The following is a 25269-nucleotide window of genomic DNA, read 5'->3' as shown; positions in this document are numbered from 1 at the left end:
TCCTTTCGGGGACGCACGCCCCTTCCCTTCACGCTGCCCCGCTCGCTCTCCCAAGGAGACACACGATGACCCACCACCTCACCACCGCCCTGCGCCCCGCGCTGGTCCTCACCGCGCTTTTCGCCCTGTTGTTGGGTCTTGCCTATCCGCTCGCCCTGACCGGCATCGCGCAGGCCCTCTTCCCCGCGCAGGCCAATGGCAGCCTGATCGAGCGGGACGGCCACGTCGTCGGCTCGCACCTGATCGGGCAGGCATTCGCCGCGCCGGGCTACTTCCACGGCCGCCCCTCCGCCGCCGGGGCCGGATATGACGCCATGGCATCGTCCGGCTCCAACCTCGGCCCAGCCAGCAAGGCGCTCGCGGACCGGGTCGCGGGCGATGTCGCCAGCTTGCGCAAATCACCGGGGACCAACGTTCCGTCCGACCTGGTGACGACTTCCGCCTCGGGGCTTGACCCCCACGTCAGCCCCGAGGCGGCCCTTTGGCAGGTAGAGCGCGTCGCCAAGTCACGTGGCCTCGACCCGGCGCGGGTCAAGGCGCTGGTAACGCTGCACGAGGAACACCCCCTGCTCGGCTTCATCGGCGAAGACCAGGTTAACGTCCTCGAACTCAATCTGGCCCTCGACAGCATGGCGAAGACCGGCGCACAAGCAGCCCGGTGAACCTCCCTCACGATCCTTGGCCTGACAACCCCCTCCGGCCCGACCCGGACGCCCTGCTCCGCGCTGCGGCGCGCGAGGAGCGCGGCCGCCTCAAGGTCTTCCTCGGGGCGGCTCCGGGGGTGGGCAAGACTTACGAGATGCTGGGCGAAGGCGCCGCCCGCCGCGCCGCCGGGACCGACGTGGTGGTCGGCGTGGTCGAAACCCACGGCCGCGCCGAAACCGCCGCCCGCCTGCGGGGGCTGGAGATCGTGCCGCTCCAGCGCATCGCCTACGAAGGCCACGCGTTGGAGGAGATGGACATCGACGCGGTGCTCGCCCGCCGCCCCGCCCTGGTGCTGGTGGACGAACTGGCCCACACCAACGCGCCCGGCAGCCGCCACGACAAGCGCTGGCAGGACGTGGAGGAACTGCTCGATGCCGGGATCGACGTCTGGTCCACTCTCAACGTCCAGCACCTTGAAAGCCTGAACGACGTCGTTGCCTCGTTCACCCATGTGCGGGTGCGCGAAACCCTGCCCGACCGCGTACTGGACGCCGCCGATCTCGAAGTGGTCGACATCCCGCCCGACGAACTGATCGAGCGCCTGCGCCAGGGCAAAGTGTATGTCCCCGAGGAAGCAGGCCGCGCACTGGGCAACTTCTTCTCCAAATCCAACTTGTCCGCTTTACGCGAACTTGCCCTGCGCCGCGCCGCTCAGGCGGTCGATGCGCAGATGCTGGAGCATGTACGCGCCCACGCCATGGCCGGGACATGGGCGGCAAGCGACCGCGTCGTCGTCGCCGTCAGCGAGCAGCGCGCAGGCATGGAGTTGGTACGCACGGCCAAGCGCCTTGCCGATGCCCAGCGCGTGCCCTGGACCGCTGTTCATATCGAGACCCCGCGCACCGCCCGCCTCGGCGCCGCCGACAATGCCCAGCTGGCCGAAACCCTCCACCTTGCTGCGCAGCTGGGTGGGCAAGTCGCCAGCGTGCCCGCCGAAAGCGTCCTCGCCGGCCTCACCCAGTTCGCTGCCGAGGCCCGCGCGACGCAGTTGGTGGTGGGCAAGTCCAGCCGCTCGCGCTGGTTCGAAATGCGCCACAGTTCGATCGTCGACGCGCTGGTGCGCGGGCGCGGGCACGGCATGGCCCTTTACGTCCTGCCGATGGACACGCCTGCGCCGCGCCGCAGCGCCCACGACCTGCATCTGGGCAACTGGGGCACGATAGGCGGCTACCTCGTCTCGCTGGGGCTGACGCTGGCGGTGACGCTGGCGGGCGCGCTGATCGGATCGAGCGGGACGATCACCGACCTTGGCATCATCTACCTCGTCCCGGTGATGCTGGCGGCGACGCGCTATGGCCTGCGGACGGGGATCGTCACCGGCCTGGTCTCCTCGCTCGCCTACAACTTCTTCTTCATCCCGCCCACGCATACATTGACCATCGAGGACCCGCGCAACATCGTCACCGTGCTGGTGCTGCTGGGCGTGGCGATCTTTGCCAGCCAGCTTGCCTCGCGGGTGCGCGAACATGCCTTGCAGGCGCAGGCCAGCGCGGCGCGCAGCAATGCCCAGGCCGGTTTTGCGCGCCTCCTCACCGCGATCAGCCAGCCCGAGGAACTGGCGCAGGTCCTCTGCGCCGAGATCGGCCGCATTCTTGACGGCAATGCCGTGCTGCTGATGCCGGGCGATCAGGGCCTGACGCTCCAAGCGAGCTGGCCCGGCCCCGCACACCTCGAAATGCTGGACATGGCCGCCGCGCGCTGGGCGTTCGAGAACGACCAGCCCGCCGGGCGCGGTTCGGACACGCTCACCGCATCGGAATGGCTGTTCCACCCGATCGCCGCGGGCCAGACCTGCCTTGGTGTTTTCGGCCTTTCACGCAGCGATGCCCGCGCGCCGGTGCGGCCCGACCAGTTGCCGCTGCTGCTCAGCCTGCTCGACCAGGGCGGGCTGGCGCTGGAGCGTATCGCGCTGGAAACCCAGATGGCCGAACTCGTCCAAGTGCGCGAGCGAGACCGGCTGCGCCAGACGCTGCTCTCCTCCGTCAGCCATGACCTGCGCACCCCGCTGACCACGATGCTGGGCTCACTGGCCGAACTGCGCGCTACCGAACCGGCGCAGGCGGGCCTGCTGGCACAGGCGCGCGGCGCGGGCGAGCGGCTGCACCGTTTCGTCGGCAACCTGCTGGACATGGTCCGTATCGAGGCAGGCGCCCTGCACGGCACCACCGAACCGGTCGACCTTGCCGAAGCCGTCGCCGCCGTGCTGCAGGACATGCGCGCGGTCCTGTCCGGCTACACGGTGGAAGCGGCGATCCCGTTCGACACGCCTATGGTGATGGTGGACCCTCAACTGTTCCAGCATTGCCTGCTCAACCTGCTGGACAATGCTGTAAAGCACGGGGGGGCCGCCAAGCACGGTGATCCGAGCCGCGAGATCACCGTCCGCGCCCGCCGTGCCACCAGCGGTATCGACCTTGAAGTCCTTGACGCCGGCCCCGGCATCCCCGCGGGTGAGGAGGAACGCATCTTCGGCACGTTCGCCCGCATCGAAGGTTCGGATCGCAAGGGCGGCTCTGGCCTCGGCCTCGCCATCGTCAAGGGTTTCGCGCAAGCCATGGGGCTGACCGTCTCCGCCGCGAACCGCGACGACGCGCCCGGCGCGCGCTTTACCCTCCATTTCGACCAGGAACACCTCAAGGAATGGCCCGAGGAATGAGCGCAAACCCCTTGACGGTCCTTGTCGTCGACGACGAACCGGCGATCCGCCGCCTGTTCCACGCCGGCCTGACGCGCGCAGGATACCGCGTGGTGGAAGCCGGCACAGCGCGCGAGGCGATGACCGCGCTTGATATCGACAAGCCCGAAGTGGTCCTGCTCGACCTTGGCCTGCCCGACCGTGACGGGCTGGAACTGATACCGCTGATGGCAGGGCGCACCGCTGTCCTGGTCGTCTCCGCGCGCGACGAGACGGCCCAGAAGATCGCCGCGCTGGATCTCGGCGCGGACGATTACGTGTCGAAACCCTTCGACAGTGAAGAAGTGCTCGCCCGCATCCGCACCGCGTTGCGCCGCCGCCTGCCGGAAGGACCGGCTGGCCGGCAGGTGCGCGTCGGCACGGTGGAGGTAGACCTCCTGGCCCGCGCCGTGCGCAAGGCCGGAGCAGAGGTCCACCTTACCCCCAAGGAATACGGCTTCCTTGCGGAGCTGGCGCGCAATCCGGGGCGCGTCATCACTCACGCCCAGCTACTGCGCGCGGTATGGGGACCGGGCCACGACGACGACGTGGAATACCTTCGCGTCGCGGCGCGCGGGGTGCGCCGCAAGTTGGAGGATAATCCGTCGGAGCCGGTCCTACTCCGCAACGAACCGGGCGTTGGTTACCGGTTGACGATCGCGGAGTAGCGCGGCCTTCCGATTACCAGTCGAAGAAACGGCTGCGGCGCTTTACCGGCACCCCATTTTCCGTGACGACGGTGCGCGGTTCATAAGCGGTCGGCGTTGCTGCTACCACAGTACCGCCACTTTCCAGGGCATCGGCGCGGGCCTCGGCCTTGGCGGCACGCAGTTCGGCATTGCGCACCCGCTCGTCGGAATCACGGGCGGCAAGTTCGCCGCGGCGCTGGCTGGCGATGAGGTAATAGTGGCTCCACATCTGGCTATGCGCGAACGCCAGTGCGAGGCCGCCGATGATCGCGCAGTTCTTGAGCATCATCACCCGCTGCATCGGATCGCCAACCTGCGCGTGGAAGAACAGAATGGTCATCGCGGTAAAGCCGGCCAGCAGGATTGCCACCAGCCGCACCATGAACCCGGCGGCAAGGCACAGCCCCGCGACAAGTTCGAACAGGCCGGTGGGAATGGCGAGGCCCGCCGGCAGACCAGCGGCGACGATCATCGTTTCGGTGCCGCCGATGTCCATCAGCTTTCCCGCACCGGAGAATATGAAGATCAGGGCAATCAGGAAGCGCCCGATTATGGCGGCAATCTTCGACAAGGCACGTCTCCCGGCAATTATTCCATGCCGGAAGAAGCGGGCGCGCGGGCGGTTTGTTCCCGAAGGAGCTACGGCCAGGCCTTCGAGCCCGTTTGAGAATGGGCTTTGCCCATTCTGCCGCACCAGCCCACTCCCCCACCCGGCCACCCATAGAATACTGCCGTTGGGTGCCGGGTGGGGGAGTGGACTGGTGCGGCATTCAAAATGCGCTCTTCTGCGCATTTTGAAACGGTCTGCTACAGCCTTGGCAGGGTTACCCCGCGCTGGCCCATGTACTTGCCCGCACGGTCCGCATAGCTGACCTCGCACGGCTCGTTGCCCTGCAGGAACAGGAACTGGCAGGCGCCTTCATTAGCGTAGATCTTGGCGGGCAGCGGTGTGGTGTTCGAAAATTCCAGCGTGACGTGCCCTTCCCAGCCCGGCTCCAGCGGGGTGACATTCACGATGATCCCGCAGCGCGCATACGTGCTTTTGCCCAGGCAAATCACCAGAACGTCCTTGGGCACGCGAAAGTATTCCACCGTGCGCGCCAACGCGAAGGAGTTGGGCGGGATCACGCAGCAGTCCGTCTTGCGGTCGACGAAGGAGTTGCTGTCGAAGTTCTTGGGATCGACCACCGCCGAATCGACGTTGGTGAATATCTTGAACTCGTCCGCCACCCGCGCATCGTAGCCATAGGAGGACAGGCCGTAGGAAATGCATCCGTCACGGCGCTGCGCCTCCACGAACGGCTCGATCATGCCGTGTGCCTGGGCCTGGGTGCGGATCCACTTGTCGCTTTGAATTGCCATGCCCGCTGCTTTGCCCAAGACGAGGGGATTGTCCACCCGGCCCCGCCCCGCCGCACGGGAATTGTGATCCGCGCCTCTTATTCCATGCTTAACATTCGCCTGCTATCGCCCCCTCATGACCAGTCCCGCACGCATCCTCGTCGTATTCGGCACCCGGCCCGAGGCGATCAAGCTTTTCCCCGTCGTCCATGCGCTGAAGGCCGACCCGCGCTTCGAATGCGTGGTCTGCGTCTCGGCGCAGCACCGGCAGATGCTGGATCAGGTGCTGGAGATCGCCGGGATCGTGCCCGATCACGACCTTGACGTCATGCAGCCCGACCAGACGCTGGACGTGCTCACCGCCAACCTGCTCACCGGGCTGGGCAAAGTCATGGACATCGTGAAACCGGACCGCGTCATCGTCCAGGGCGATACCGCCACTGCCATGTCCGGCGCGCTGGCGGCGTACTATCGCAAGGTTCCGGTCGACCATGTCGAAGCGGGCCTGCGCAGCTACAACATCTACCACCCCTGGCCCGAGGAGGTGAACCGCAAGATCATCGGCGCCATGGCCTCCCTCCACTTCGCGCCGACCACCACCAGCGAGGCCGCGCTCCTGAGGGAAAACATCGCAGCCGACCGCGTCCACGTAACCGGCAACACCGTGATCGACGCGCTGAAGTGGGTGACCGCGCAGATCGAGGCGAACCCCGCCCTCGCCGCCGGTCTCGCGCCGCTCGAAGCCAGGTTTGCAGGCAAACGCATCATCGGCGTCACCAGCCACCGCCGCGAGAACTTCGGCGAGGGCATGGAGCAGATCGCCCAGGCCATCCGCGAAATCGCCCAGCGCCCCGATACCGCCGTCATCTTCCCGGTCCACCTCAACCCCAACGTACGCAAGGTGATGAACGAAGGCCTCGCAGGCCTCGACAACGTCGCCCTGATCGAGCCGCTGGACTACCCCCACTTCGCCCGCCTGCTCGCCATTGCCGAGATCATGCTGACCGACAGCGGCGGCGTGCAGGAAGAAGCCCCGGCGCTGGGCAAGCCCGTCCTCGTCATGCGCGAGACCACCGAGCGCCCCGAAGGCGTGGAAGCGGGCACCGCAAAACTGGTAGGCACCGACGCGCGCCGCATCGTTACCGAAATTTCAACCCTGTTGGACGATAAGGCGGCCTACGAGGCCATGGCACGCGCCCACAACCCGTTCGGGGATGGGCATACTTCCAGCCGAATCGTGGAGCTGCTTGCGAATGAAATCTGACAATAAGCCCAGCGTCTGTGTCGTCGGCCTCGGCTACATCGGGCTTCCCACCGCCGCCGTGATCGCCCGTGCCGGGTGCAAGGTGCTTGGCCTCGACGTTTCGCAGAAGGTGGTCGACACCATCAATCGCGGCGAAATCCACATCGAGGAAGTCGATCTCGATGGCCTCGTGCAGGGCGTCGTCGCGCGCGGGCTGCTCTCTGCCGCGATTGAGGTCGCCCCGGCCGACGTCTTCGTCATCGCCGTGCCAACGCCTTTCGAAACCAACGAGACGGGGGATCACGCCCCCGACATCTCCTACGTCCTGGCCGCCGGGCGCACCATCGCGCCGGTGCTGAAAGCGGGCGACGTGGTGATCCTGGAATCGACCTCGCCGGTGGGCACCACCGAAAAGATGCGCGACATGATCGCCGAGATGCGCCCTGACCTGAAGATCCCCGGCCTCACGCGCGAAACGCCCGACATCTCCATCGCCTATTGCCCCGAGCGCGTCCTTCCCGGACGCATCCTTGAGGAACTGACCAACAACGACCGCTCCATCGGCGGCATCACCCCGCGCTGCGCCCGCAAGGCGCTAGCTTTCTACAAGCGCTTCGTGCGCGGCGAATGCGTCACCACCGATGCCCGCGCGGCGGAAATGACCAAGCTGGTCGAGAACGCCTACCGCGACGTCAACATCGCCTTCGCCAACGAGCTTTCCATCGTGGCCGACCGCATGGGGCTGGACGTGTGGGAGGTGATCCGCCTCGCCAACCGCCACCCGCGCGTCAACATTCTCTCGCCCGGTCCGGGCGTGGGCGGTCACTGCATCGCGGTGGACCCCTGGTTCATCGTCCATAGCGCGCCTGAGGAAACCCCGTTGATCCGCACCGCACGCGGCGTCAACGACGGCAAGATGCACCACGTCATCGCCAAGGCCGAAGCACTGGTGGAAGCGCACCCCGATGCCCGCGTCGCCTGCCTGGGCCTGGCATTCAAGGCCAACATCGACGATTTCCGCGAAAGCCCGGCGCGCTTCGTCGCCAGCCGCCTTGCCCGCAAGTTCGGCAACCGCATGTCGGTGGTGGAGCCTTACGCCGATGAACTGCCGCTGGAATTCACCGACAGCGGCGTCACTCACATCGACGTCGACGAGGCGCTGGAGACCTGCGATATCCTCATCGTACTGGTGGACCACGACGTTTTCCGCGTCGTCCCGCTGGCCGAGCGCGCCGACAAGCTGGTCTACGACACCCGCGGTATCTGGCCCGACCAACCGCGCGTCGTACGCGAAGAAAGCGCGAAGCTGGCCCTGGCGGCAGGCTGAACTCTCATCCAAAATGGCGCCGGCCTCCCATGCCGGCGCCCCATCCCATTCCACCCCGTCACCCTGAACTTGTTTCAGGGTCTATCTCCTGACGCGCGCAGGCGCTTGGACAAGGCGCCGCGAGGCGTCCTCCCGATCCACACAGCCGGCGTAAACCGCAGAAATCGACCCTGAAACAAGTTCAGGGTCGCGGGGTGATGGGAGGAAATGGTGACGGGTTGGAATGGGAGCAAATGGCGGCCCACGGGTCAATCCGCTGCAAATCGTTTACATCCGATTCGCCCAATCATTTCATCGCTGTGGATGAACCGACGAATTGAGCGATGAACCGTTGCAGAGGCACGGCGGCTGGCAAGGCCCTTCGCTATCGCGGTAAGACTTGCGCGTTATAACACTGATCCATGAGAATGGTTCCCCAGATCGCCGCACTTGTAATGTCGCTCGCAGCTTTTGTGGCGACTCCGGCGCTGGCCCAGCCTCTCCAGTGCGTGCCTTATGCGCGCGCGCATTCGGCCATCGACCTGCACGGTAATGCCGCCACCTGGTGGGCGCAGGCCGAAGGCAACTATGATCGCGGCCAGACCCCGCGCACCGGTTCAGTGCTGGTATTCAAGGCCAGCGGTGCCATGCGCGTCGGCCATGTCGCGGTGGTGAAGAAGATCGTCGATGATCGTCACGTCGTCCTCAACCACGCCAACTGGTCGCGCCCCGGCATGATCGAAACCTCGGCCATGGCCGAAGACGTTTCTGCAAACGGCGACTGGAGCAACGTGCGCGTGTGGTACTCGCCCACGCAGTCGCTGGGCCTGCGCGCCAGCCCGGCCTTCGGTTTCATCTATGCACCGGGCACGCAAGACGCCGAGCCGGCAATCGCCGCTCCGCACCGCGAGCGCTTCGAAACCGCCTTCGCAGACATCGCCGCCAAGGGCTGATCCCCGCGCCTGACAAAGGCGCTGTTGCAACCGGCAAGGAAAATCCCGCCTGAACCTCCCCGCCAAAGCGAGGAGGAACGGCCGAGTGCCTTACCTGCAGACCCTGACCTTTCGGCCCTTCTGCATCTGATAGCGGCAGGTAACCTTCTTCTGCGCCTTCGCAGGGGTCTTCTTCACGGCAGCCTTCTTCTGACCCGCCGGCGTCTTTGCGGTATGCACGGCCGCCTTGGCCGGCTGCGCAGCGGCGAACGTGGGCGCAAAAACGCCAAACGCCAGAGCGGCGAGGAGGGTAACGCTGGTTGTCTTCACGTGTCTTCGATCCTTCCCGGGTATGCCCCGGTCAAGGCGGCCAATGGCCACGGCGTCGCACCCGCCATCAACGGCTAGACCCGTGTACGCCTGAAGTTGCGGTGAACGCGAAGGAAGCCGTCCGCCATCCGGGAACGGAAACGCCTTTACTGAGGCGGTTCGATCCGGGCCAGCCTGCGCGCCGACTTGATGGTCTGGACCACGAAAAGCCCGATCAGGATCAAACCGACGCTGCCCACGAACCAGTCGAAGCTGGTCATCGCTTCCATGTCGCGCTGCTTGTCGCCGAAGATGAGCATGGCGAACGTCAGCGAAATCAGGATCAGGCGCAGTTCGGTGGGCCCTGCGGAAAGGTAGGACAGGCGCATCTCGCCAAGCACGCGCACCGCAAGGAAAGCATGGATGCACATCAGCAGGTAGCCCACCAGCGCGATCAGCGAGACTTCGAGCCGCACGTAAGGGCTGACGCCGATGCCCAGCAGGATCAGGAAAGTGGCCAGTCCATCGCAGCTGTGATCGAGGAAATAGCCGTAGCGCGGCCGCTCGATATGGCGGAAGCGGGCAAGGCTGCCATCCATGGAATCGCCGAACCAGTGCAGCAGGTAGCCGGGCATGCACAGCCACAACCAGTCCTCGTTGAGCAGGCTGGTGGCATATCCCGCAAAGATCAGCACGGCGCCGACCATGCCCAGGCCAGTCAGCAGATCCGGCTTAACCCAGGCAGGCATACGCGCACAAAGCCAGTTCAGCAGGCGCCGTTCACCGAGAGCCAGAATATTCTGCTGGATTCGGGCGGGGGGTGCGATGCGATTGTCCTGCATGGTGCCTTATTGTGACAAGTCGTTTACTTGGCAAGGCAAACCGGCTCCCGCCTCCCCCGTTTCGTCGCTTCCCGCGGGTCCCAAACCGGCACAATCCCCGGTTGCTTTAGATTCCGGCATACCAGGCGTAAGCGCCGTTATCTTCCCAGTAGCCGCCCTTGCCACCGTGAATACCCTCGAGCGATGCCACCGCCTCGATCCGGGCGACGAACTTGGCGTGTTTGTAGCCCAGTTGCCGCTCCACCCGCAGTCGCAGCGGCGCCCCGTGGGCCTCTTCCAGCGGCTTGCCGTTCATCGCCCAGGCCAGGATCGTCTGGGGGTGGAAGGCGTCGACCATGTCGATTGATTCGTAATAGGGCCTGCCATGGTAAAGGTCGGCGCAGTGGAACACGAGGTAGCGCGCTTCCGGCCGCAGCCGCGCCATGTCCAGCAGCAGGCCAAGGCGCGGGCCTTGCCACTGGCCGATCGCACTCCAGCCTTCGACGCAGTCGTGGCGGGTAATCTGGCGGCGTTGCGGCAGATCGCGCAAGGCCTGAAGCGACAAGGTAAGCGGATGCTCGACCAACCCGCCCAGCATCAGCGACCAGTTGGCGAAGTGCTGCGCCAGATGCTGGCGATAGGCCGGATCGGTAACCTCGCGGCTGCCGTTGGCGCGGAACGCGGGCGACATGTCAGCCTCGCGGTACTCCCGCGCCAGTGCATTTCGCCCCAGCACGCGCTGGGTGACGCGGTGAAGGTTCTCGCCGCTTTCCAGCGTCTCGCGGAAAGCGGGATTGTCGAACAGGCGGTCGCAGCCCGGTAGCAGCAGGCTCCCTGCTCCAGCAGCGCCGGCCTGGATCAGGCCCCGGCGAGAGACGATGAGGGTCATGGCCTGCGCTCCCGAGGCAAGCGATACCAGCCGGTCACCATCGAGCGCACCTCGTTCAGCGGCCCGGCCAGCACCACCATGACGATGTGAAGCACGAAGAACCCGACCAGCCCCCAGGCGCAAATGAAATGTACCGACCGCGCCGACTGCCGCCCGCCGAACACCTCGGTGACGAGCGGCGCCCAGGCATCGGTGCCGGGCGACATGGCCAGCCCGGTAAGGATCATCATCGGCAGCAGCCCGAACAGCACTCCGGCATAGGCGAGCTTCTGGAGCACCGAATAGCGCAGTGCGCTCGCCCCGGTGGGAAAGCGCAGGCGGGCATGCTCGCGGATATCGTGCCACAGATGCGAAGGTCGCCACTCGGCGCGGGTGATGTGAATGTCCCGGCGGATGTGCCCGGCAACAAGCGACCATGCGAGATACAGCAGCAACCCGGCCGCCAGCACCCACGCAAAGGCAAGGTGCCAGATGCGCCCGATCGCCAGACTGTAACGCGAGGGGATCGTGGCCCAGTACGGGAAAGCACGGCGCTGGACCTTTCCGTCGGCGTCGGTCCACAGGCCGAGCGTCCCGGTCGTGTCCCAGCGGTGCCCGGCGATTTCGATATAGCCCTGTTCGCCCCCGCCGCTGCGCGCCGAGCCGACCTTGAGCCAGGCCTTGTCGTAGTTCGCCCCGTATTCGCCCCAGTAAAGGCGCGGGTGGGCGTTGAAGATCATCAGCCCGCTCATCAACATCACGAGCAGGGTCACGGCATTGGTCCAGTGCCACACCCGCGTCGGCCAGCGATGCCGCCGTACCAGTTCGCCTCCTTGCGGGGCAGAAGAGGCGGCAGGGTCAATCATGGCAGGACCAGTCTCCATATGCGATCTTCCATCCCTGATCGTTCCCCGATCAGGTGGACCGCAACCTGCCGACGGTGCGCCACACGGCGATGTTCGGCAAGGTAAATCCCCTGCCATATGCCCAGCATCATACCCGCCGATGACGGGAACCTGAAGGCAACGCGTCCCTGCCGCGCAGGTGCTGGATGGGGCACGATCGCCGAATTGGTCGCCGATGCCGGCAGCGCCGTTAAAGTCGAATCGCCCCGCCATCTATAGACCACCAATCACCGGAAGCTGGCAGGCCTGATGCGCAAAGATCGTTGCCCGTTAAAAGGAAAGTGAACAATTTCCGCTCGATATCAATGCCGCCACCAGGATTCTCAATTAACCTTCGATCAACATGAATGTGCGAAATAAAGATGGGATAGTGCCCCGCGTCAGGAAAGTACCATGCGGCACACAACTGGGGTAATCATTGCCGTACTTCCGATCCTGTTTCTGGCAGCCCATGCCGGAACAGTGCTCCTGGCGCGGGACGCGGCGATGGACATCTCCTTCGCGTGGCTGATCGGCGCCCCCGTCGCCGCAGGTTCGGCAGCGCTGTACCGAGGCTGGAAGGAAGGGCTGGAAGGCTGGCTTTCGGTCGGCGCGGCGATGCTGTGCTGGGCCGGCGGAATGGCCGCGACGATGGTCAACACCCTGTTCCTCGACGTCACCAGCGAAGACCGGCTCAGCATGTTGCTCTACGTGCTTTACGGCGTACCCCTGATCTTCACTCTCGTCAGCCCTGAGGATGAAAAGTGGCCGCCCCGCCTTGTCGACGCCGCCATGGCGGCCGCGCTGGGCGGGCTTTTCTACGCCTATATATGCCATCTGAGCACGCCCCTCGGCACCGCACCGCAGGAGCGCGGCGAACTGCGTATGATGTTCGACATCGAGAATGGCTTCATCGCGGTCTTCGCGGTCATGCGCTACTTCGCGCGGCCCGGCCGCCGGCTCGGGTTCTTCCGGGCGGTGACGGCCTATGCCATCGCCTACCTGATCTGCGCGGCCTACATGAACCACTACCAGGGCGATAGCGACTACGGTCACCCGGTGGACGTAATCATCGACCTGCCGTTCCTGCTGCTCATGTGGCTCGCCCTGGAAGGGGGTTTTCCCCGCGCCTCGGCAACCACCAGCTCACGCGCCTTCGCCCGGGTGGTACAAGCGGGCAGCCCGATGCTGATCCCCTTGACCCTGCTCACGGTATCCGTGCTGCTGGTCCGCTACGACCCGACGATGGCCATCACCGGCTGCGTCATCGCCTCCATCGGCTACGGCCTGCGCACTGTTCTGGTGCAGCTTCGCAATTTCGAGGAGCAGGACCAACTTACCCTTCTGTCCCACGTCGATGCCCTTACCTGCATCCCCAACCGGCGGCGCTTCGATGAAGTGCTGCGCCGGGAATGGAACCGCCGCGAGCAGTCTTCGGATCAACTCGCCCTGCTGATGATCGACATAGACAACTTCAAGCAGCTCAACGACCACTTCGGCCACGCCGTAGGCGACGAGCGACTGCGCAGTGTCGCAGCCGCCCTGACCGAATGTGCCCGCAGCGATTTCGACCTCGTCGCGCGCTACGGCGGAGAAGAATTCGCCTCCATCCTTGTCGACATAGACCCTCGCGATGCGGCAAAAATCGCCGAAAGGATGCGCGCGGCAGTGGAAGCGCTGCTGATGCCCCTGGGACGAGGCCCGGGCATCGTGACCGTCAGTATCGGCCTGGCCTGCGCCCACTCGCTGGACGACGGCGTCGAAGACTTTGTCGCATCGGCCGACGCAGCGCTCTACGAAGCGAAGAGAAACGGCAGAAATCAGGTAATCCACCGCGCCCCGCCGCCCTTGCGCGTGGTACAATCCGCTGCTGGCCCGAAAGGCGGGAAGGCCGCCTGATCGCAAGGGCACGACGTGCCAGAAACGAGACGTTGACGCCGCGCCCGTCATCGTGGCAGTAGGCCCTCGTCTCGGCGGAGCATCTCCGCGAAACCGGCGCGCGAAAATCAAGCCAAATGCTTGAAACGCGGGTGTAGCTCAATGGCAGAGCAGAAGCTTCCCAAGCTTACGACGAGGGTTCGATTCCCTTCACCCGCTCCAGCTTCCAAAGCAGCAGAAATCCTAGCGTTTATACCGCCTTCATTGCGGTTCGCACAGATGCTTTGCGCGGTAACTTTGCGGCAAACGTACTTGCAACACGCAATTCGATCTCTTCGATGATCTGCTTGGTGGCTTACAGCGCCATGCCGGGCTTAGCAGGATCAGCGTTTCGCCGCACTCCCAGCCATTGCCGACGGCAAGAACGGCAATCCAAATTCCTATATTTTCAATTGCAATTGGTTCGCATTATTAATAGAGGGCCGCCCACAACGAGAACGAACTCGTGGAGCATCCCTCATGATCGTATTTCTGCCTGGTCGCAGTGCCGGAACCCTTACGCTTGCCTGCATTTTAGCGCTGTCTGGCACGCTGCCCCTCACTGCTTATGCTGCTGAAGCCGATGCTTCTGACGCGGATCGGCAGGACGTGTCCTCGTCCGAGATCATCGTGATGGGTCAGCAGGGCGGGGACTACAAAGTCAGCCAGATCACCACGGCTACACGGACCGGCACTGACATCATGGATGTGCCCCAGTCGATCCAGTTCGTCCCGCGCGACGTCATCGACGACCAGCAGGCACTCGACCTCACCAGCGCCCTGCGCAACGTCAGCGGCATCCAGGCCGGGACCAACGCCGGCAATCGCTCGGAAAGCTTCACGATCAGAGGCTTCCGCTCATCGTATTATGCGGTCGACAGCATCATGCTCAGCCCCGCGATCGAAACGAACGACAGTTTTCGCGACATGGCCAATATCGAGCGGATCGAGGTCCTCAAAGGGCCGGCATCCGTGCTCTATGGTCGCGGCGATCCGGGCGGCCTCATCAATATCGTGACCAAGCAGCCGCGCTTCGAACGGGCGATGAACTTTTCGGTCCAGGCCGGCAGCAACGACTTCGCGCGCGGCCAGATCGACGTAACCGGACCCATCGACGCAGCAAAGACGCTGGCGTTTCGTTTCGTCGCCGCCGCGCAGACGGGCGACACGTTCCGCGATGTGTTCCAGCCCTTCCGCCGCCAGTTCCTGTCGGGTTCGCTTCTGTGGCAGCCTGACGAGAAGACCCGCATCATTGCCAGCCTGACTTATGCGCATCAGCAGTCCCAGTCGGACCGCGGCCTGGTCGCCACCACCGATGCCGATGGCGATCTGGTTGTCGATCTGCCGCGCAAGCGCTTCCTGGGCGAAAAGTGGGCGACGCTGGAATCCGAACGCTACGAGTTCAACTATCGCATCGAGCGCGAACTTACGGACTGGCTGACCATTCGCCAGATCGGCCACTACGACGAAGGCAAGCTCGACCTGTTCGGCATCAACTACGGCAACAGCGTTGCGGTCAATGCCGCGACAGGCGCCCGCACCGTCACCCGCACAGCCGTCGAGCAGCACGAGAACAACCACAACTATGACTTCCAGGCCGACATGGTCGCCCGTTTCGACACGGCCGGCATAGGTCATACGGTTGTGCTGGGCGGCGAATATGTGAAGTCCTACCGCTTCCGTACCTTCGCGCGGGCAACGCTGGCCCGCATCGATATCGACAACCCTGTCTACGGCGCGCAGCCGGGCACCTTCACGCCCGCCCCCGACCGGCTGGTGCAGGCGAAGTCGTGGTCTGGCTATTTCCAGGACCAGATCGACATCGGCGGTCGCTTCAATCTGCTGGCGGGCGTGCGTTTCGACCATGCGCAGCAATCTGATCAGGGCAACACCCAGTATTCGTCGGATGACAAGGCCTGGTCGCCTCGCGTCGGCATCGTGTGGAAGCCGATCGATAATGTCTCCCTGTTCGCGGACTACACCCGCTCGTTCCAGTCCAAGCCCGAGCCGACGATCGACGGAAAGCCGATCGATCCGGAAAAAGGCAGGCAGTACGAGGCCGGGATCAAGGCCGAACTGTTCGGCGGCCGCCTGGCCGCAACCGCAGCGGTCTACGAACTGAAACGCGAGAACGTCACTCAGCAGGACCCCAACAACATCGGCTATAACCTCAACGCCGGTGTGCAGCGTTCGCGCGGTGTGGAGCTGGACGTTTCGGGATCGGTCAGCCCAAGCCTCAAGGTCATTGCAAATGGCGCCTACACCGACGCATCGGTGCTGGAATCGACCGACTATGCCAAGGGCAACGAGCTGATCGGCGTACCCAAGTGGAGCGGCAGCATCTGGGTCACCTGGGAGCCGATCGACGGCGCGCTGCGTAACTTCGGGCTGGGCGCCGGTGTGTTCGCCGCCAGCAACCGGCAGGGCGACCTGGATAACAGCTTCTCGATCGGCGGGTACACCCGCCTGGACAGCACCTTGTGGTACAAGGTCGCCGACAAGCTGCGCGTGTCGCTCAACGTCAAGAACATCACCGATGACTATTACATGGAATCGGTGACCTCGCGGTCGGTGATCACGCCGGGCGAGGGCCGCAGCTTCCTCGTCGGCCTGAGCGGAAACTTCTGACCGATGCGCAGCGCCCTTGCCGCCGCCGCCCTGCTGCTTGCCGGTATCGCAGCCTCCGCTTCTGCCGATGCGGCAGGAGCGGGCCGCATCCTGTTCCTGATGCGCGCGGATCCTCCGGGCGGTTCCGCCGATCTCGCAATCAAGGCGCGGCTTGAGCAATTGGGCTACAGCGTCACCGAGAACGACGGCCTGACGGGAGCGCCCGATCCTTGCGGGTTCGATCTGGTCGTGATGTCGTCGACCGTGCGCTCCAACCAGTTCACGGCGGATCGTCCGGCGATCGCGCGGTGGCGCGACATGGGCGTCCCCCTTCTTACCTGGGAAAACGACCTGCTCGACGATCTGCACATGACCGGCCTTCGCCGCGACAGTGATTTCGGAGAGATCGAGACCGGCCACTACATCTGGCTCGTGCGGGCATCTCACCCAATGGCCGCGGGCATTCCCGCCGGTCTGGGCACCTGGACGCAGGCCCGCACGCCTGCGGGCTGGGGCAAGCCGGGGCTGGGCGCCGACATCATCATGACCTGGCCGGGCGAACCCGAAAAGGCCACCCTCTTCGGATACGAAGCAGGTGCGACGATGGACTACGATCACTTGGCGCCCGCGCGGCGGGTGTTCATCGGCATGGAGAACAACAGCTTCTCGCGGATGACCGATACCGGGCGCAAGCTGTTCGACGCCGCCATCGGCTGGGCCCGGGCCGGCGCCAGAACCTGCCCCAAACCTGCAAGGTGAAGACATGAAGATGACCGCGCAAACGCTCGTTCTGGCCGCCGCGTGCCTGGCTGCATCGGCGTCGGCGCAGGACAGCGGCACCATTCCCGAACCGCGCCCCCTGCTCGCCCGCTATGTCCTGCCGGACGGCAAGCTGCTGGTCGGCGGCGGTCCGGAAGCGGAAGCAGTCGCCGCTGCTGCCGGGGATCGACTGTCGGCGCGGATCGTCGGGCCGCTTGGCGCGGTGCCGCTGCTGACCCAGGGTACGATCGCGCTGGCTGTCCTCCCACGCGAGATGACCGTGATCGAACGCGCATCGGTGCGCCGCTTCTCAGGCGGGTTGCCGGTCTCGGTCAAGATCATGCAGGGGCTGCATGTTTATGCCCGCAGCGACAAGGATGGGGCGGTCGATGCCCGCGTGCTTGCGCTCCTGTCGGCGATGCTTTCGGACGAAGGGCAGGCCCGTCTGGCCCGCCTTCTGCCTATGTACAAGGCCTTAGCACCGGCCGATCTCGCGGCCGGACGGACCCAGCTTTCCGCCGTTCACGGCGCTGCTTATGAGGAAAGGACGCCGGGATACGTCCTACCGGACGGCAGCTTTTCCATCATCGGCAGCGACACCCTGACTGAAGTGCTTCCCGATGTGCTGGCTGCCTACGCTCGCAAGGCACCGGGCACCCGCTTTTCACCCGACTTGCGCGGTTCCTCCACAGCGATGCCCGCCCTTACCGCCGGAACGACGATCTTCGCACCGATGGGACGCGAGCTATGGCAGAACGATCTCGACGCCTTCCGGCAGGCGAAGGGTTACGAACCCGTTCGTATCCGGGTCGCCTATGCCAGTCATGGGCCCCGCCCCGATGGCAAGACCCCGCCGGCCGTCTACGTCAACGCCGGCAACCCGATCCTCGGCCTTTCCGTGAGCGAGATGAAGCGGGTCTTCGCGGCCGGTGCCCCGGGAGGAGACCTGACTGACTGGTCCGCCCTTGCTGCGCCGCGTGCCCCATCGGGACCGATCCACGTCTACGGCGCGCGTGACGACGGCGGATTTGCAACGGCGATGCGCCTGTCCAAACTTGATGGCCTACCCCTGAGCGCCCGCTATCAGGCGTTGCCGAGTGGCAAGGCGATACTGGAAGCCGTGGCGGCCGATCCGCAAGGGATCGGCCATGCGACCTGGATCGGGGCAGGCGAAGCACCCGCCGGGGTTCGCGTGCTGCCCCTTTCATCGCAGGACGGCGGCCCTTACGTCCTGCCTGGCAAGGGCAAGATGCGAGGGCAATGGCCGATATCCTATTTCCTCAACGTCTACGTCGACAAGCAGCCGGGCCAGCCGATTGCCGAGGCGGCCAAAGGCTTGCTGCGCTACATGCTTTCGGACGAAGGCCAGGCCATCATCGCCCGCCACAGCGCAGAAGAGGACGGCTACCTTCCTCTCGACCAGACAGACCTCGCCGCCGAACGCAAAGTCATCGATTCGCTCTGACGTCGAAGCTCGGTATGCTGGCCTTATCGAGCTTCTAGTCAGCCCGTGCGGCGCGCATCGGCCCGGCCTTCAGGCTTTCGGAAACTCCCGAACATCGGCCTGCCACTTCGGATAAGATGCAGGTAATCTGCAATTTGCCGTCAGTTGCTCAGAACACCGCTGCTGCGAAGGCGATGATCGGTACCCATAACACGGCGTTGAAAGCCAGTATTACCGGTAGATCGAAGTGCGGAACATCGATGGTCAACTCTCTGTCGTTAAACATGGCGAACCTGTTTTTTGCGTCGCGTGTGGCAACCTCTCCACTCATCAACCACAACCGCCACGTAAAGTTCCGTATTTTCATCGGAGGTTCAGCTTTTGCGCGTTGCGTGCGGTACTGAATTCACGTCTGCGGCATGGTGTCGTCCCACCTAGGTACAACGCGTAGGTGACTTCTCGCACAGTTCGATATTTCGTGTATTAGTGCGCGTTTACTGACTGGCGACGCCTGAGAAATGACGCAATCCGACGCTCTTTCCGATAAAGTATATGTCGAGCTGGTTCGCAGCCTTTACGCGAACGTCCTGCCATCCAAGATCATGCTCGGCGTCACCGGCCTATACGTTTCGCTGATCGGCCGCAGCGCCGGCGACGGCCTGTTGTGGACCATCGGACTGGCCGCCTTCGCGGCCTGCGTCCTGCGCGTCGGCATCACTGTCAGCCTGCGCTCCCGGGCAATGACCGCCGCCCTCGACCGCCCGGCCGCACGCAAGCTGGAACTGAGCTACTCGGCCCCCTATTATCTCTATTCGGTGCTGCTCGGCGCATTGGGAGGCTATGTCTTCGCAGGGCCCGACCAATCGGCGCAGATGCTTACGATATGCGTCCTCATGGGTTACTGCGCCGGGGTAGCCACGGGAACCGGCCTGCGGCCGATGGTAGCCATCCCAAGCATAGTCATGGCCATCGGCCCCGCCATCGTCATGTCGGCGCTGCATTTGGAGCCTGTTCACGCCGGCATGAGTGTGATTGCACTGGCGTTTCTCATCGGCGGATCGCAGTCGGTCCTTGCCCAGCATCGGCTGGTGATGACGGAGATCGGCAAGCGGCTCACATCGGTTTCCCTCGCCCGGCGCGACGGGTTGACCGCCCTGCCCAACCGTCTAGCCCTGCGTGAATATTTCGACGAGAATGCCTCGCTGCTGGGCGCGGGAAGCGTCGTGGCGGTGCATTATCTCGACCTCGACGGATTCAAGCCGGTCAACGACCGCTACGGCCACGCTGCCGGGGACGAACTGCTTGCCGCCGTGGCCGAGCGGCTGCGCGGCGCGGTGAGGGCCGGCGATATCGTCGCGCGGCTCGGCGGCGACGAGTTCGGGATCGTCCAGTTCGGGCTCAACCGGCACGAGGAAGCGGAACTGCTGGCCCGGCGCATCATCGCGGCCATCGCCCAGACCTTCCAGATCGGCGCAGACGACATCAGCATCTCCGCCTGCGTGGGCACCGTCGTTTCAAGCGAAAGCGGGACAGACCTGGAAACCCTGCTGCGCAGTGCCGACCTAAACCTCTACCAGGCCAAGCGCGAACGGCCTGCGACCGCGCAGGTGCTAAGCTCGATCCTTTAAAGGATCAGCCTTGGCGGATCATTGCGAAGCCGTGGAGCAGGTGTTCGAGCTGCCCATCGGGGACCGGCGGGAAGGCCAGTGCATCGCCGCCCTCGCGGATGGCATCGATCTGACCCGCCACGTCTTCCAGCGACCAGGCCGGATGGTACAGGCCCGCATTCTCGGTTACCCGGGCCCGGCCAAGACGCCCTCCCATCGCCACGTACATCTCGCCAGTGGCCTGGCAGTCCTCGTGACACAGATAGGCGACCATGGGGGCGACCTGTTCGGGCTCCATCGGCGGAAATTTGCTGGTGTCGATCCCTTCCGACATGCGGGTGACGGCAGCCGGGACGATCAGGTTGGAGCGGACGTTGCTATGCTGCCCCTCGATCGCGGCGGTGTTCGACAAGCCCATGAAGCCCGCTTTGCACATCGCGTAAGTCACATTGTCGGACTTGCCGTAAAGCCCGTTGATCGAACTGGTCAGGACGATGCGGCCATAGCCCTGCGCCATCATGTGCGGAAACGCCTCGCGAACGACGTGATAGGCGCCCTTCAGGTGGACATCGAGGACGGCCGAGAAGTCCTCGTAACCCAGATCGCACAGCGAACCGCGCCGCACGTTGCCAGCGGAATGGATCAGGATGTCGATCCGCCCGAAGGCCTCCAGCGCGGCGTCGATGATCGCCTTGCCGCCCTCGGGCAGGGCAACGCTGTCGGTGTTGGCAATGGCCTCGCCGCCGGCCGCGCGGATTTCGGCCGCAAGCGTTTGGGCAGGGCCTTCTGCCGTCGCATCACCCGCCATCGAGACGCCGGGATCGTTGACCACAATCCTGCAGCCCCGGCTTGCCAGCAGCAGCGCATGGGCCCGGCCAAGCCCTCGGCCGCCGCCGGTAATCACGGCGACGCGGCCATCGAAACGAAGCTCTGGCATGGTTATCTCTCTCCCGCTCCTGCTCGTGATGGCGCGGGTTCGGGTATCACGCAACGATACCCGATGCCCGTAGCGCCGCGATCCGCTCGGGCGATAGATCGAGCACTTCGCCAAGGATCGCATCGGTGTGCTGGCCCAGCACCGGAGGCGCCTCGGGCACGGGCTGATCGGCGTCGGTGAACCGGATTGAGCGATTGACGATGGGGATGGTCCCCAGCGCCGCGTGCTGCGCCTCCACCACCATCCCGCGTGCCATCGCCTGCGGCTGGGCCAAGGCTTCGGTGACGCCCAGGATCGGCGCGTGCGGCACTTGCGCCGCCGTGAATATCTCCACCAGTTCGTCGACGCTGTGCAGCGCGGTGAATGCCGAGACGATGGCGTTGACCTCGTCGCGTGCATCGCGCCGCTTTTCCAACGTGTCGTAGCGCGGGTCGGCGGCAAGGTCCGGCTGGCCGATGGAATCGCATATGCGGCCCCAGAACCCCGGCGTCAGGCAGGCGATGACGATGGAACCTTCCCGCGCCGGAAAGATACCGTAAGGCACCAGATTGGGGTGCTGCGAGCCTACCCGCTGCGGGTCGTTGCCGGTGAAGAACGCAAGCTGTGCGATATAGCCGAGCATGCCCATCAGCCCGTCCATCAGGCTGACATCGATATGGCGGCCAAGTCCCGTCCGCTCCCGCTCGTACAGCGCGGAAAGAATGCCGATCGGCCCGTTGATCCCGCCCACCAGATCGCCCAGCGGAATGCCCAGCTTGGTCGGCAGCCCGCCCGGCTCGCCGTTCATCGACAGCGCCCCCGACATCGCCTGAAGCACGATGTCGAAGCTGGGCCGGTCCTTCAGCGGCCCGGTCTGGCCGAAGCCCGAAATCGAGCAGTAGATGAGGCGCGGATTGAGCTTGTGAAGTTCCTCCCAGCCCAGCCCCAGCCGCTCCATCACCCCGGGCCGGTAATTCTCAACCAGCACGTCGCAGCGCGCGGCAAGATCCTTGACCAGGGCCAGCCCTTCCTCGCTCTTGAGGTCGACGACGATCGACTTCTTGCCGCGATTGATCGCCAGGTAATAGTGGCTTTCCCCGTCCCGGATCGGCGGGAAGCTGCGGGTTTCGTCGCCGGAACCGGGCGGTTCGATCTTGAACACCTCGGCGCCCATGTCGGCAAGGGCAAGGCTGGCCGCGGGCCCGGCAAGCACGCGCGTGAAGTCGATCACACGAACGCCTGCAAGCGGGCCAGCCCAAGTCGAGGTCATAGCAAGACTTCTCGTTATCGATGCGAAGGGCATAGCCCCGCGCGCTCCCAATCATGTCGATGCTGCGCCGCTGCGCGGCAAGGCGCAAGGCAGACAGGTCCGGGAGCGCGAGGGCGATGGCCCTCGCACTTTCCCTTTTACCGTCAGCCCTTGCTCGGCAGTTCCGCCACCGATGTGCCGAAGGCCGAAAGCTCGCCGCGATGCGTGGTCGCCTTCTGCGCCACCTCGACGTAGCTCTTGCCGTTCTCGACGAACTTGCGCGTCACCTCGCCGGTCAGGATCATCGCGTCGCCGTCCGGGTTGTGGCGGCGGATCTGGCAGTTCGACTTGTGCAGGAAGCCGTCGTCGCCGATCCAGTCGGTCATGTGGTGGGTCAGCCACGAGCAGCGTTCCGGGCCGTAATCGTAGGCGCCCGGCGCGCCGACTTCGAGAGCGAAGGCTTCGTCCCAGTGCACGCGCTCGGGGCAGTCCGGCACGTTGAAGCGGTTGCGGATGCCCAGGCCCGGGTGCGCCTTCTGCATCTTGTAGGCCAGCTTGTTGGCGCGGATATAGAGGCCGCCCCAGCCCTGCGCGTAGCAGATGAAGCCGGTGACGGTCATCGGGCCCTTCATCATCGGCGGCAGCTTGTCGCCCACGTTCACGTCCTCGAAGTAGCGCGGAATGGCGCCGCGCGTTTCTTCCTGGTCGTAGATCTCGTAGAATTCGTCGAGCTGTTCCTGGGTGAAGGGTTCGACGCGGCCCCGGGCCTCGGTGTACTTGGTGCCGCGCTCACGCGCTTCGTCGCGATCGGTGCGGAAGACCCAGCTGTCGGCGCCGGCAACGTGGTCGCCGTGCTGGTTGTAGAAGTCGACATGGTAGATTTGCTGGAACGAGCGTCCGGCGAACTTGGTCTGGTGTTCGACCAGGTCCTTGAGCGACGCCACGGCGCTGATCGTGTCATTGCGCAGCACCGGCTTGTGCCACGTCCAGTCGGCGCCTGCCCACATGGCATGGACGCCGGACAGACCGCCGCAGTATCCCGAAATGATGCGGCTGGTGGTGAACAGGAACGAGGGCAGTGCGACGACCGTGCCGTACTTGGTCTTCGCCGCATATTCCGGGTCGCACCACAGCGGGTTATCATCGCCGATGCCATGCGCGTAGTGGCGGATGGCGTCGCGGGTGGCTTCGTAGTTCCACGGCTCGACGGTGTTCTCGATCTTTACGCCGATGCGCCTGCGCAGATCGTCGAGGCCCTCTTCGGTGATCTTGGGGAACTTGTTCTTCGGTTCTGCTGTAGTGGCCATTTCTCTACTCCTCAAACTTTCGAATTGTGTCAGACGGCGGCTGGCGCGGCTTTCGCCGCCTCGCGGTCGCGCAGCATCTTGCGGTGGACCTTGCCTGCGGGGTTCTTGGGCAGTTCATCGACGAACTCGACGATGCGCGGGAATTCGTGCTGGGCGAGGCGCTCGCGAGTGAAGTCCTGAAGCTCGCGCGCGAAGGCGTCATCGCCGGCGCGGTTGGCGACTACGAAGGCCTTCACCACCTGCCCGCGCTGCTCGTCGGGGACGCCGATCACGCCGCATTCCATCACGCTGTCGTGGCGCAGCATGGTGTTCTCGATCTCGACCGCGCTCATCGTCCAGCCGGCAGAGATGATCACATCGTCGGCCCGGCCGCAGTGGTAGAACGTGCCGTCCTCGTCAGTGCGGGCGCGGTCCTTGGTGGTCATCCACCCGCCCTCTTCGCCCTTTCTGGCCCGCCACAGCATCAGTTCCCCGATCTCGCCGGGATCGCAGACGGAGCCGTCGGCCCGGTGGACTTCCAGTTTCTGGCCCGGAACCGCCTTGCCCAGCGATCCCGGTTTCACCGTGAAGTCCGCCGCGCCGGGGTAGTTCACCAGCACCACGCCGATCTCGGTCGTGCCGTACATCGAGCAGGCGGGCACCTTGAACCACGCGTCGATCCATTCCAGCGTGGCCGGATCGATCGGCTCTCCGGTGAAGGACAGCTTCTCGAAGTGGAACGCGAAGTCCGCCGCCTTCCCGCTGTTCTTCATCATGCGGTAATGCGTCGCGGCGGCCGACATGTTGGTGATGCCAAAATCGTCCAGCGCCTTCATCAGCCGCACCGGATCAAAGCGGCCCGCGAAAGTGCCAGTGGTCACGCCCATCGCCAGCGGGGCCAGCGTGCCGTGCCACAATCCATGCCCCCATGCCGGGCTGGAGGGGCAGAAAAACTCGTCCCCCGGACGGATGCCGGTGCCGTAAAGCGCCGCGAACATCAGCGTTACCAGCGTGCGGTGCGAATGCTTGACCGCCTCGGGCAGTTCGCGCGTGGTGCCGCTGGTATACTGGAACACGGCCATGTCATTGGCGCGGGTTTTGGGCGTGTACGTGGCCGGCAGGTCCGCCAGCGAGGCGAGGAAAGCCTCGTCCGCCACGACCACGCGCGGCCATTTTTGCCCATCGGGGCCATCCACCGCGATCGAGCGGGCAAGATCCGCCTTCTCGGCATTGGTGATGAGGATCGAAGGCTCGCAGTCCCCCACCCGCAGCCGCAGCGCGTCTGGGCCGAACAGGGTGAACAGCGGCACCGAGATCGCCCCCGTCTGCATCGCCCCGAACAGGCACACATAAAACGCCAGCGACGGCTCCAGCATGAAGGCGATCCGCTCGCCCGGCTGCACACCCTCGGCGTCCAGCCAGTGCGCGAACCGCGCCGCGCCGGTGGAAATCGTATCGAAGCTGAGGATCTCGTCGCTGCCGTCGGCATGGGCGATGCGCACGGCCGGACGGCCCGAGCCATCGGCATGGCGCGTCACGCATTCGTGCGCGATGTTGAGATGCTCACGGTCCCCGTCGAACAGCTCCCACAGCGCCGCCGACGAGGCATGGGCCTGCGCATCGCCGTAGCTTGTGTAGTCGGTAAGCCCTGAGATCACCTTGGCCATCAACCGTCCCGTTCCTTCCTCTCGAATCGCGCCGAAAGGAATTGT

The 25269-nt window shown here is 64.9% G+C and carries 21 protein-coding genes, 1 tRNA gene and 1 pseudogene; 12 read left to right on the top strand and 11 right to left on the bottom strand.

Annotation, left to right across the window (positions count from 1 at the left end; translation table 11 throughout):
* Positions 1 to 65: 65 nt before the first annotated feature.
* Genes kdpC through TQ38_RS02020 form a run of 3 tightly spaced genes read left to right on the top strand, consistent with a single transcriptional unit; the run spans position 66 to position 4047 of the window.
* Complete coding sequence (gene kdpC / locus TQ38_RS02030) at positions 66 to 662, top strand: potassium-transporting ATPase subunit KdpC (protein WP_043973690.1); 597 nt, start codon at positions 66 to 68, stop codon at positions 660 to 662.
* Positions 659 to 3361 carry a sensor histidine kinase KdpD gene (locus TQ38_RS02025; RefSeq protein ID WP_043973693.1) on the top strand — a complete coding sequence of 901 codons (2703 nt, stop codon included), beginning with the start codon at positions 659 to 661 and terminating at the stop codon, positions 3359 to 3361. Before kdpC ends, TQ38_RS02025 begins: the two co-directional genes overlap by 4 nt.
* Positions 3358 to 4047: a response regulator gene (locus TQ38_RS02020; protein WP_043973696.1), complete on the top strand. Its 690-nt coding sequence runs from the start codon at positions 3358 to 3360 to the stop codon at positions 4045 to 4047. Before TQ38_RS02025 ends, TQ38_RS02020 begins: the two co-directional genes overlap by 4 nt.
* Positions 4048 to 4060: 13 nt before the next feature.
* Here the strand turns inward: TQ38_RS02020 and TQ38_RS02015 are convergent, their stop codons facing one another.
* Together TQ38_RS02015 and dcd are read right to left on the bottom strand one after the other, a co-directional pair.
* Positions 4061 to 4639, bottom strand: a complete 579-nt coding sequence (locus TQ38_RS02015; protein WP_043973699.1) for a DoxX family protein — start codon at positions 4637 to 4639, stop codon at positions 4061 to 4063.
* Positions 4640 to 4875: 236 nt separating this feature from the next.
* Positions 4876 to 5430 (bottom strand): dCTP deaminase, encoded by a 555-nt coding sequence (gene dcd, locus TQ38_RS02010; RefSeq protein ID WP_043973702.1) that lies wholly within the window; start codon positions 5428 to 5430, stop codon positions 4876 to 4878.
* Between the two features lie 115 nt (positions 5431 to 5545).
* Between dcd and wecB the strand changes: the two genes are divergently transcribed.
* The 3 genes from wecB (at position 5546) to TQ38_RS01995 (ending at position 8911) form a co-directional block, all read left to right on the top strand.
* Complete coding sequence (gene wecB, locus TQ38_RS02005) at positions 5546 to 6673, top strand: non-hydrolyzing UDP-N-acetylglucosamine 2-epimerase (RefSeq protein ID WP_043973705.1); 1128 nt, start codon at positions 5546 to 5548, stop codon at positions 6671 to 6673.
* Positions 6663 to 7979 carry a UDP-N-acetyl-D-mannosamine dehydrogenase gene (wecC, locus tag TQ38_RS02000; protein WP_043973708.1) on the top strand — a complete coding sequence of 439 codons (1317 nt, stop codon included), beginning with the start codon at positions 6663 to 6665 and terminating at the stop codon, positions 7977 to 7979. The genes wecB and wecC overlap by 11 nt, the downstream gene beginning before the upstream one ends.
* 407 nt (positions 7980 to 8386) lie before the next feature.
* A complete protein-coding gene (locus TQ38_RS01995; protein WP_370059793.1) occupies positions 8387 to 8911 on the top strand; it encodes a CHAP domain-containing protein in 525 nt (174 codons plus the stop codon).
* Between the two features lie 90 nt (positions 8912 to 9001).
* On the opposite strand, the gene TQ38_RS01990 is transcribed toward TQ38_RS01995, so the two are convergent.
* The 5 genes and pseudogenes from TQ38_RS01990 to TQ38_RS30775 form a co-directional block, all read right to left on the bottom strand.
* Positions 9002 to 9220: a hypothetical protein gene (locus TQ38_RS01990; RefSeq protein WP_043973714.1), complete on the bottom strand. Its 219-nt coding sequence runs from the start codon at positions 9218 to 9220 to the stop codon at positions 9002 to 9004.
* Positions 9221 to 9366: 146 nt separating this feature from the next.
* Positions 9367 to 10041 carry a CDP-alcohol phosphatidyltransferase family protein gene (locus TQ38_RS01985; protein WP_043973716.1) on the bottom strand — a complete coding sequence of 225 codons (675 nt, stop codon included), beginning with the start codon at positions 10039 to 10041 and terminating at the stop codon, positions 9367 to 9369.
* Between the two features lie 106 nt (positions 10042 to 10147).
* The gene (locus tag TQ38_RS01980; protein WP_043973719.1) at positions 10148 to 10909 is read right to left on the bottom strand and encodes a molybdopterin-dependent oxidoreductase; all 762 of its coding nucleotides are present in this window, start codon (positions 10907 to 10909) and stop codon (positions 10148 to 10150) included.
* Positions 10906 to 11754: a cytochrome b/b6 domain-containing protein gene (locus tag TQ38_RS01975; RefSeq protein WP_043974488.1), complete on the bottom strand. Its 849-nt coding sequence runs from the start codon at positions 11752 to 11754 to the stop codon at positions 10906 to 10908. Before TQ38_RS01975 ends, TQ38_RS01980 begins: the two co-directional genes overlap by 4 nt.
* A pseudogene (locus TQ38_RS30775) lies at positions 11751 to 11910 on the bottom strand (YjbQ family protein); the annotation flags it as partial. The pseudogene TQ38_RS30775 and the gene TQ38_RS01975, both read right to left, overlap by 4 nt.
* 276 nt (positions 11911 to 12186) lie before the next feature.
* On the opposite strand from TQ38_RS30775, the gene TQ38_RS01965 reads away from it, so the two are divergent.
* From TQ38_RS01965 to TQ38_RS01935, 6 genes are all read left to right on the top strand, one after another.
* Positions 12187 to 13671: a diguanylate cyclase gene (locus TQ38_RS01965; RefSeq protein ID WP_043973722.1), complete on the top strand. Its 1485-nt coding sequence runs from the start codon at positions 12187 to 12189 to the stop codon at positions 13669 to 13671.
* A gap of 127 nt (positions 13672 to 13798) precedes the next feature.
* Positions 13799 to 13872 (top strand) — tRNA-Gly (locus tag TQ38_RS01960).
* Positions 13873 to 14169: 297 nt separating this feature from the next.
* Positions 14170 to 16317: a TonB-dependent siderophore receptor gene (locus TQ38_RS01955; RefSeq protein ID WP_052505633.1), complete on the top strand. Its 2148-nt coding sequence runs from the start codon at positions 14170 to 14172 to the stop codon at positions 16315 to 16317.
* A 3-nt stretch (positions 16318 to 16320) separates the two neighbouring features.
* Positions 16321 to 17055 (top strand): hypothetical protein, encoded by a 735-nt coding sequence (locus TQ38_RS01950; protein ID WP_043973726.1) that lies wholly within the window; start codon positions 16321 to 16323, stop codon positions 17053 to 17055.
* Positions 17056 to 17059: 4 nt separating this feature from the next.
* On the top strand, positions 17060 to 18520 hold the full coding sequence (locus TQ38_RS01945) for a PstS family phosphate ABC transporter substrate-binding protein (protein WP_052505634.1): 1461 nt from the start codon (positions 17060 to 17062) through the stop codon (positions 18518 to 18520).
* 497 nt (positions 18521 to 19017) lie between these two features.
* Positions 19018 to 20127: a GGDEF domain-containing protein gene (locus tag TQ38_RS01935; protein ID WP_043973731.1), complete on the top strand. Its 1110-nt coding sequence runs from the start codon at positions 19018 to 19020 to the stop codon at positions 20125 to 20127.
* A gap of 4 nt (positions 20128 to 20131) precedes the next feature.
* Here TQ38_RS01935 and TQ38_RS01930 read toward each other — a convergent pair whose 3' ends face one another.
* From TQ38_RS01930 to TQ38_RS01915, 4 genes are all read right to left on the bottom strand, one after another.
* Positions 20132 to 21043, bottom strand: coding sequence for an SDR family NAD(P)-dependent oxidoreductase (locus tag TQ38_RS01930; protein ID WP_043973733.1), 912 nt, complete (start codon positions 21041 to 21043; stop codon positions 20132 to 20134).
* Between the two features lie 46 nt (positions 21044 to 21089).
* Positions 21090 to 22292 (bottom strand): CaiB/BaiF CoA-transferase family protein, encoded by a 1203-nt coding sequence (locus TQ38_RS01925; protein WP_205316061.1) that lies wholly within the window; start codon positions 22290 to 22292, stop codon positions 21090 to 21092.
* 143 nt (positions 22293 to 22435) lie between these two features.
* Complete coding sequence (locus tag TQ38_RS01920; protein WP_043973737.1) at positions 22436 to 23578, bottom strand: MaoC family dehydratase N-terminal domain-containing protein; 1143 nt, start codon at positions 23576 to 23578, stop codon at positions 22436 to 22438.
* Between the two features lie 29 nt (positions 23579 to 23607).
* Complete coding sequence (locus TQ38_RS01915; protein WP_043973739.1) at positions 23608 to 25224, bottom strand: acyl-CoA synthetase; 1617 nt, start codon at positions 25222 to 25224, stop codon at positions 23608 to 23610.
* Positions 25225 to 25269: the final 45 nt, after the last annotated feature.

The sequence above is a fragment of the Novosphingobium sp. P6W genome (genome assembly GCF_000876675.2).
In the GTDB taxonomy this organism is placed as follows: Bacteria; Pseudomonadota; Alphaproteobacteria; order Sphingomonadales; family Sphingomonadaceae; genus Novosphingobium.
The sequence above is the reverse complement of the archived record's forward strand: the minus strand, read 5'-3'. Positions and strand labels throughout refer to the sequence as shown.

Coding starts and splice junctions, on each gene's coding strand:
- kdpC (WP_043973690.1), top strand. CDS start 66: ATGACCCACCACCTCACCACCGCCCTGCGCCCCGCGCTGGTCCTCACC.
- TQ38_RS02020 (WP_043973696.1), top strand. CDS start 3,358: ATGAGCGCAAACCCCTTGACGGTCCTTGTCGTCGACGACGAACCGGCG.
- dcd (WP_043973702.1), bottom strand. CDS start 5,430: ATGGCAATTCAAAGCGACAAGTGGATCCGCACCCAGGCCCAGGCACAC.
- wecB (WP_043973705.1), top strand. CDS start 5,546: ATGACCAGTCCCGCACGCATCCTCGTCGTATTCGGCACCCGGCCCGAG.
- wecC (WP_043973708.1), top strand. CDS start 6,663: ATGAAATCTGACAATAAGCCCAGCGTCTGTGTCGTCGGCCTCGGCTAC.
- TQ38_RS01995 (WP_370059793.1), top strand. CDS start 8,387: ATGGTTCCCCAGATCGCCGCACTTGTAATGTCGCTCGCAGCTTTTGTG.
- TQ38_RS01985 (WP_043973716.1), bottom strand. CDS start 10,041: ATGCAGGACAATCGCATCGCACCCCCCGCCCGAATCCAGCAGAATATT.
- TQ38_RS01980 (WP_043973719.1), bottom strand. CDS start 10,909: ATGACCCTCATCGTCTCTCGCCGGGGCCTGATCCAGGCCGGCGCTGCT.
- TQ38_RS01975 (WP_043974488.1), bottom strand. CDS start 11,754: ATGATTGACCCTGCCGCCTCTTCTGCCCCGCAAGGAGGCGAACTGGTA.
- TQ38_RS01965 (WP_043973722.1), top strand. CDS start 12,187: ATGCGGCACACAACTGGGGTAATCATTGCCGTACTTCCGATCCTGTTT.
- TQ38_RS01955 (WP_052505633.1), top strand. CDS start 14,170: ATGATCGTATTTCTGCCTGGTCGCAGTGCCGGAACCCTTACGCTTGCC.
- TQ38_RS01950 (WP_043973726.1), top strand. CDS start 16,321: ATGCGCAGCGCCCTTGCCGCCGCCGCCCTGCTGCTTGCCGGTATCGCA.
- TQ38_RS01945 (WP_052505634.1), top strand. CDS start 17,060: ATGAAGATGACCGCGCAAACGCTCGTTCTGGCCGCCGCGTGCCTGGCT.
- TQ38_RS01935 (WP_043973731.1), top strand. CDS start 19,018: ATGACGCAATCCGACGCTCTTTCCGATAAAGTATATGTCGAGCTGGTT.
- TQ38_RS01930 (WP_043973733.1), bottom strand. CDS start 21,043: ATGCCAGAGCTTCGTTTCGATGGCCGCGTCGCCGTGATTACCGGCGGC.
- TQ38_RS01925 (WP_205316061.1), bottom strand. CDS start 22,292: ATGACCTCGACTTGGGCTGGCCCGCTTGCAGGCGTTCGTGTGATCGAC.
- TQ38_RS01920 (WP_043973737.1), bottom strand. CDS start 23,578: ATGGCCACTACAGCAGAACCGAAGAACAAGTTCCCCAAGATCACCGAA.
- TQ38_RS01915 (WP_043973739.1), bottom strand. CDS start 25,224: ATGGCCAAGGTGATCTCAGGGCTTACCGACTACACAAGCTACGGCGAT.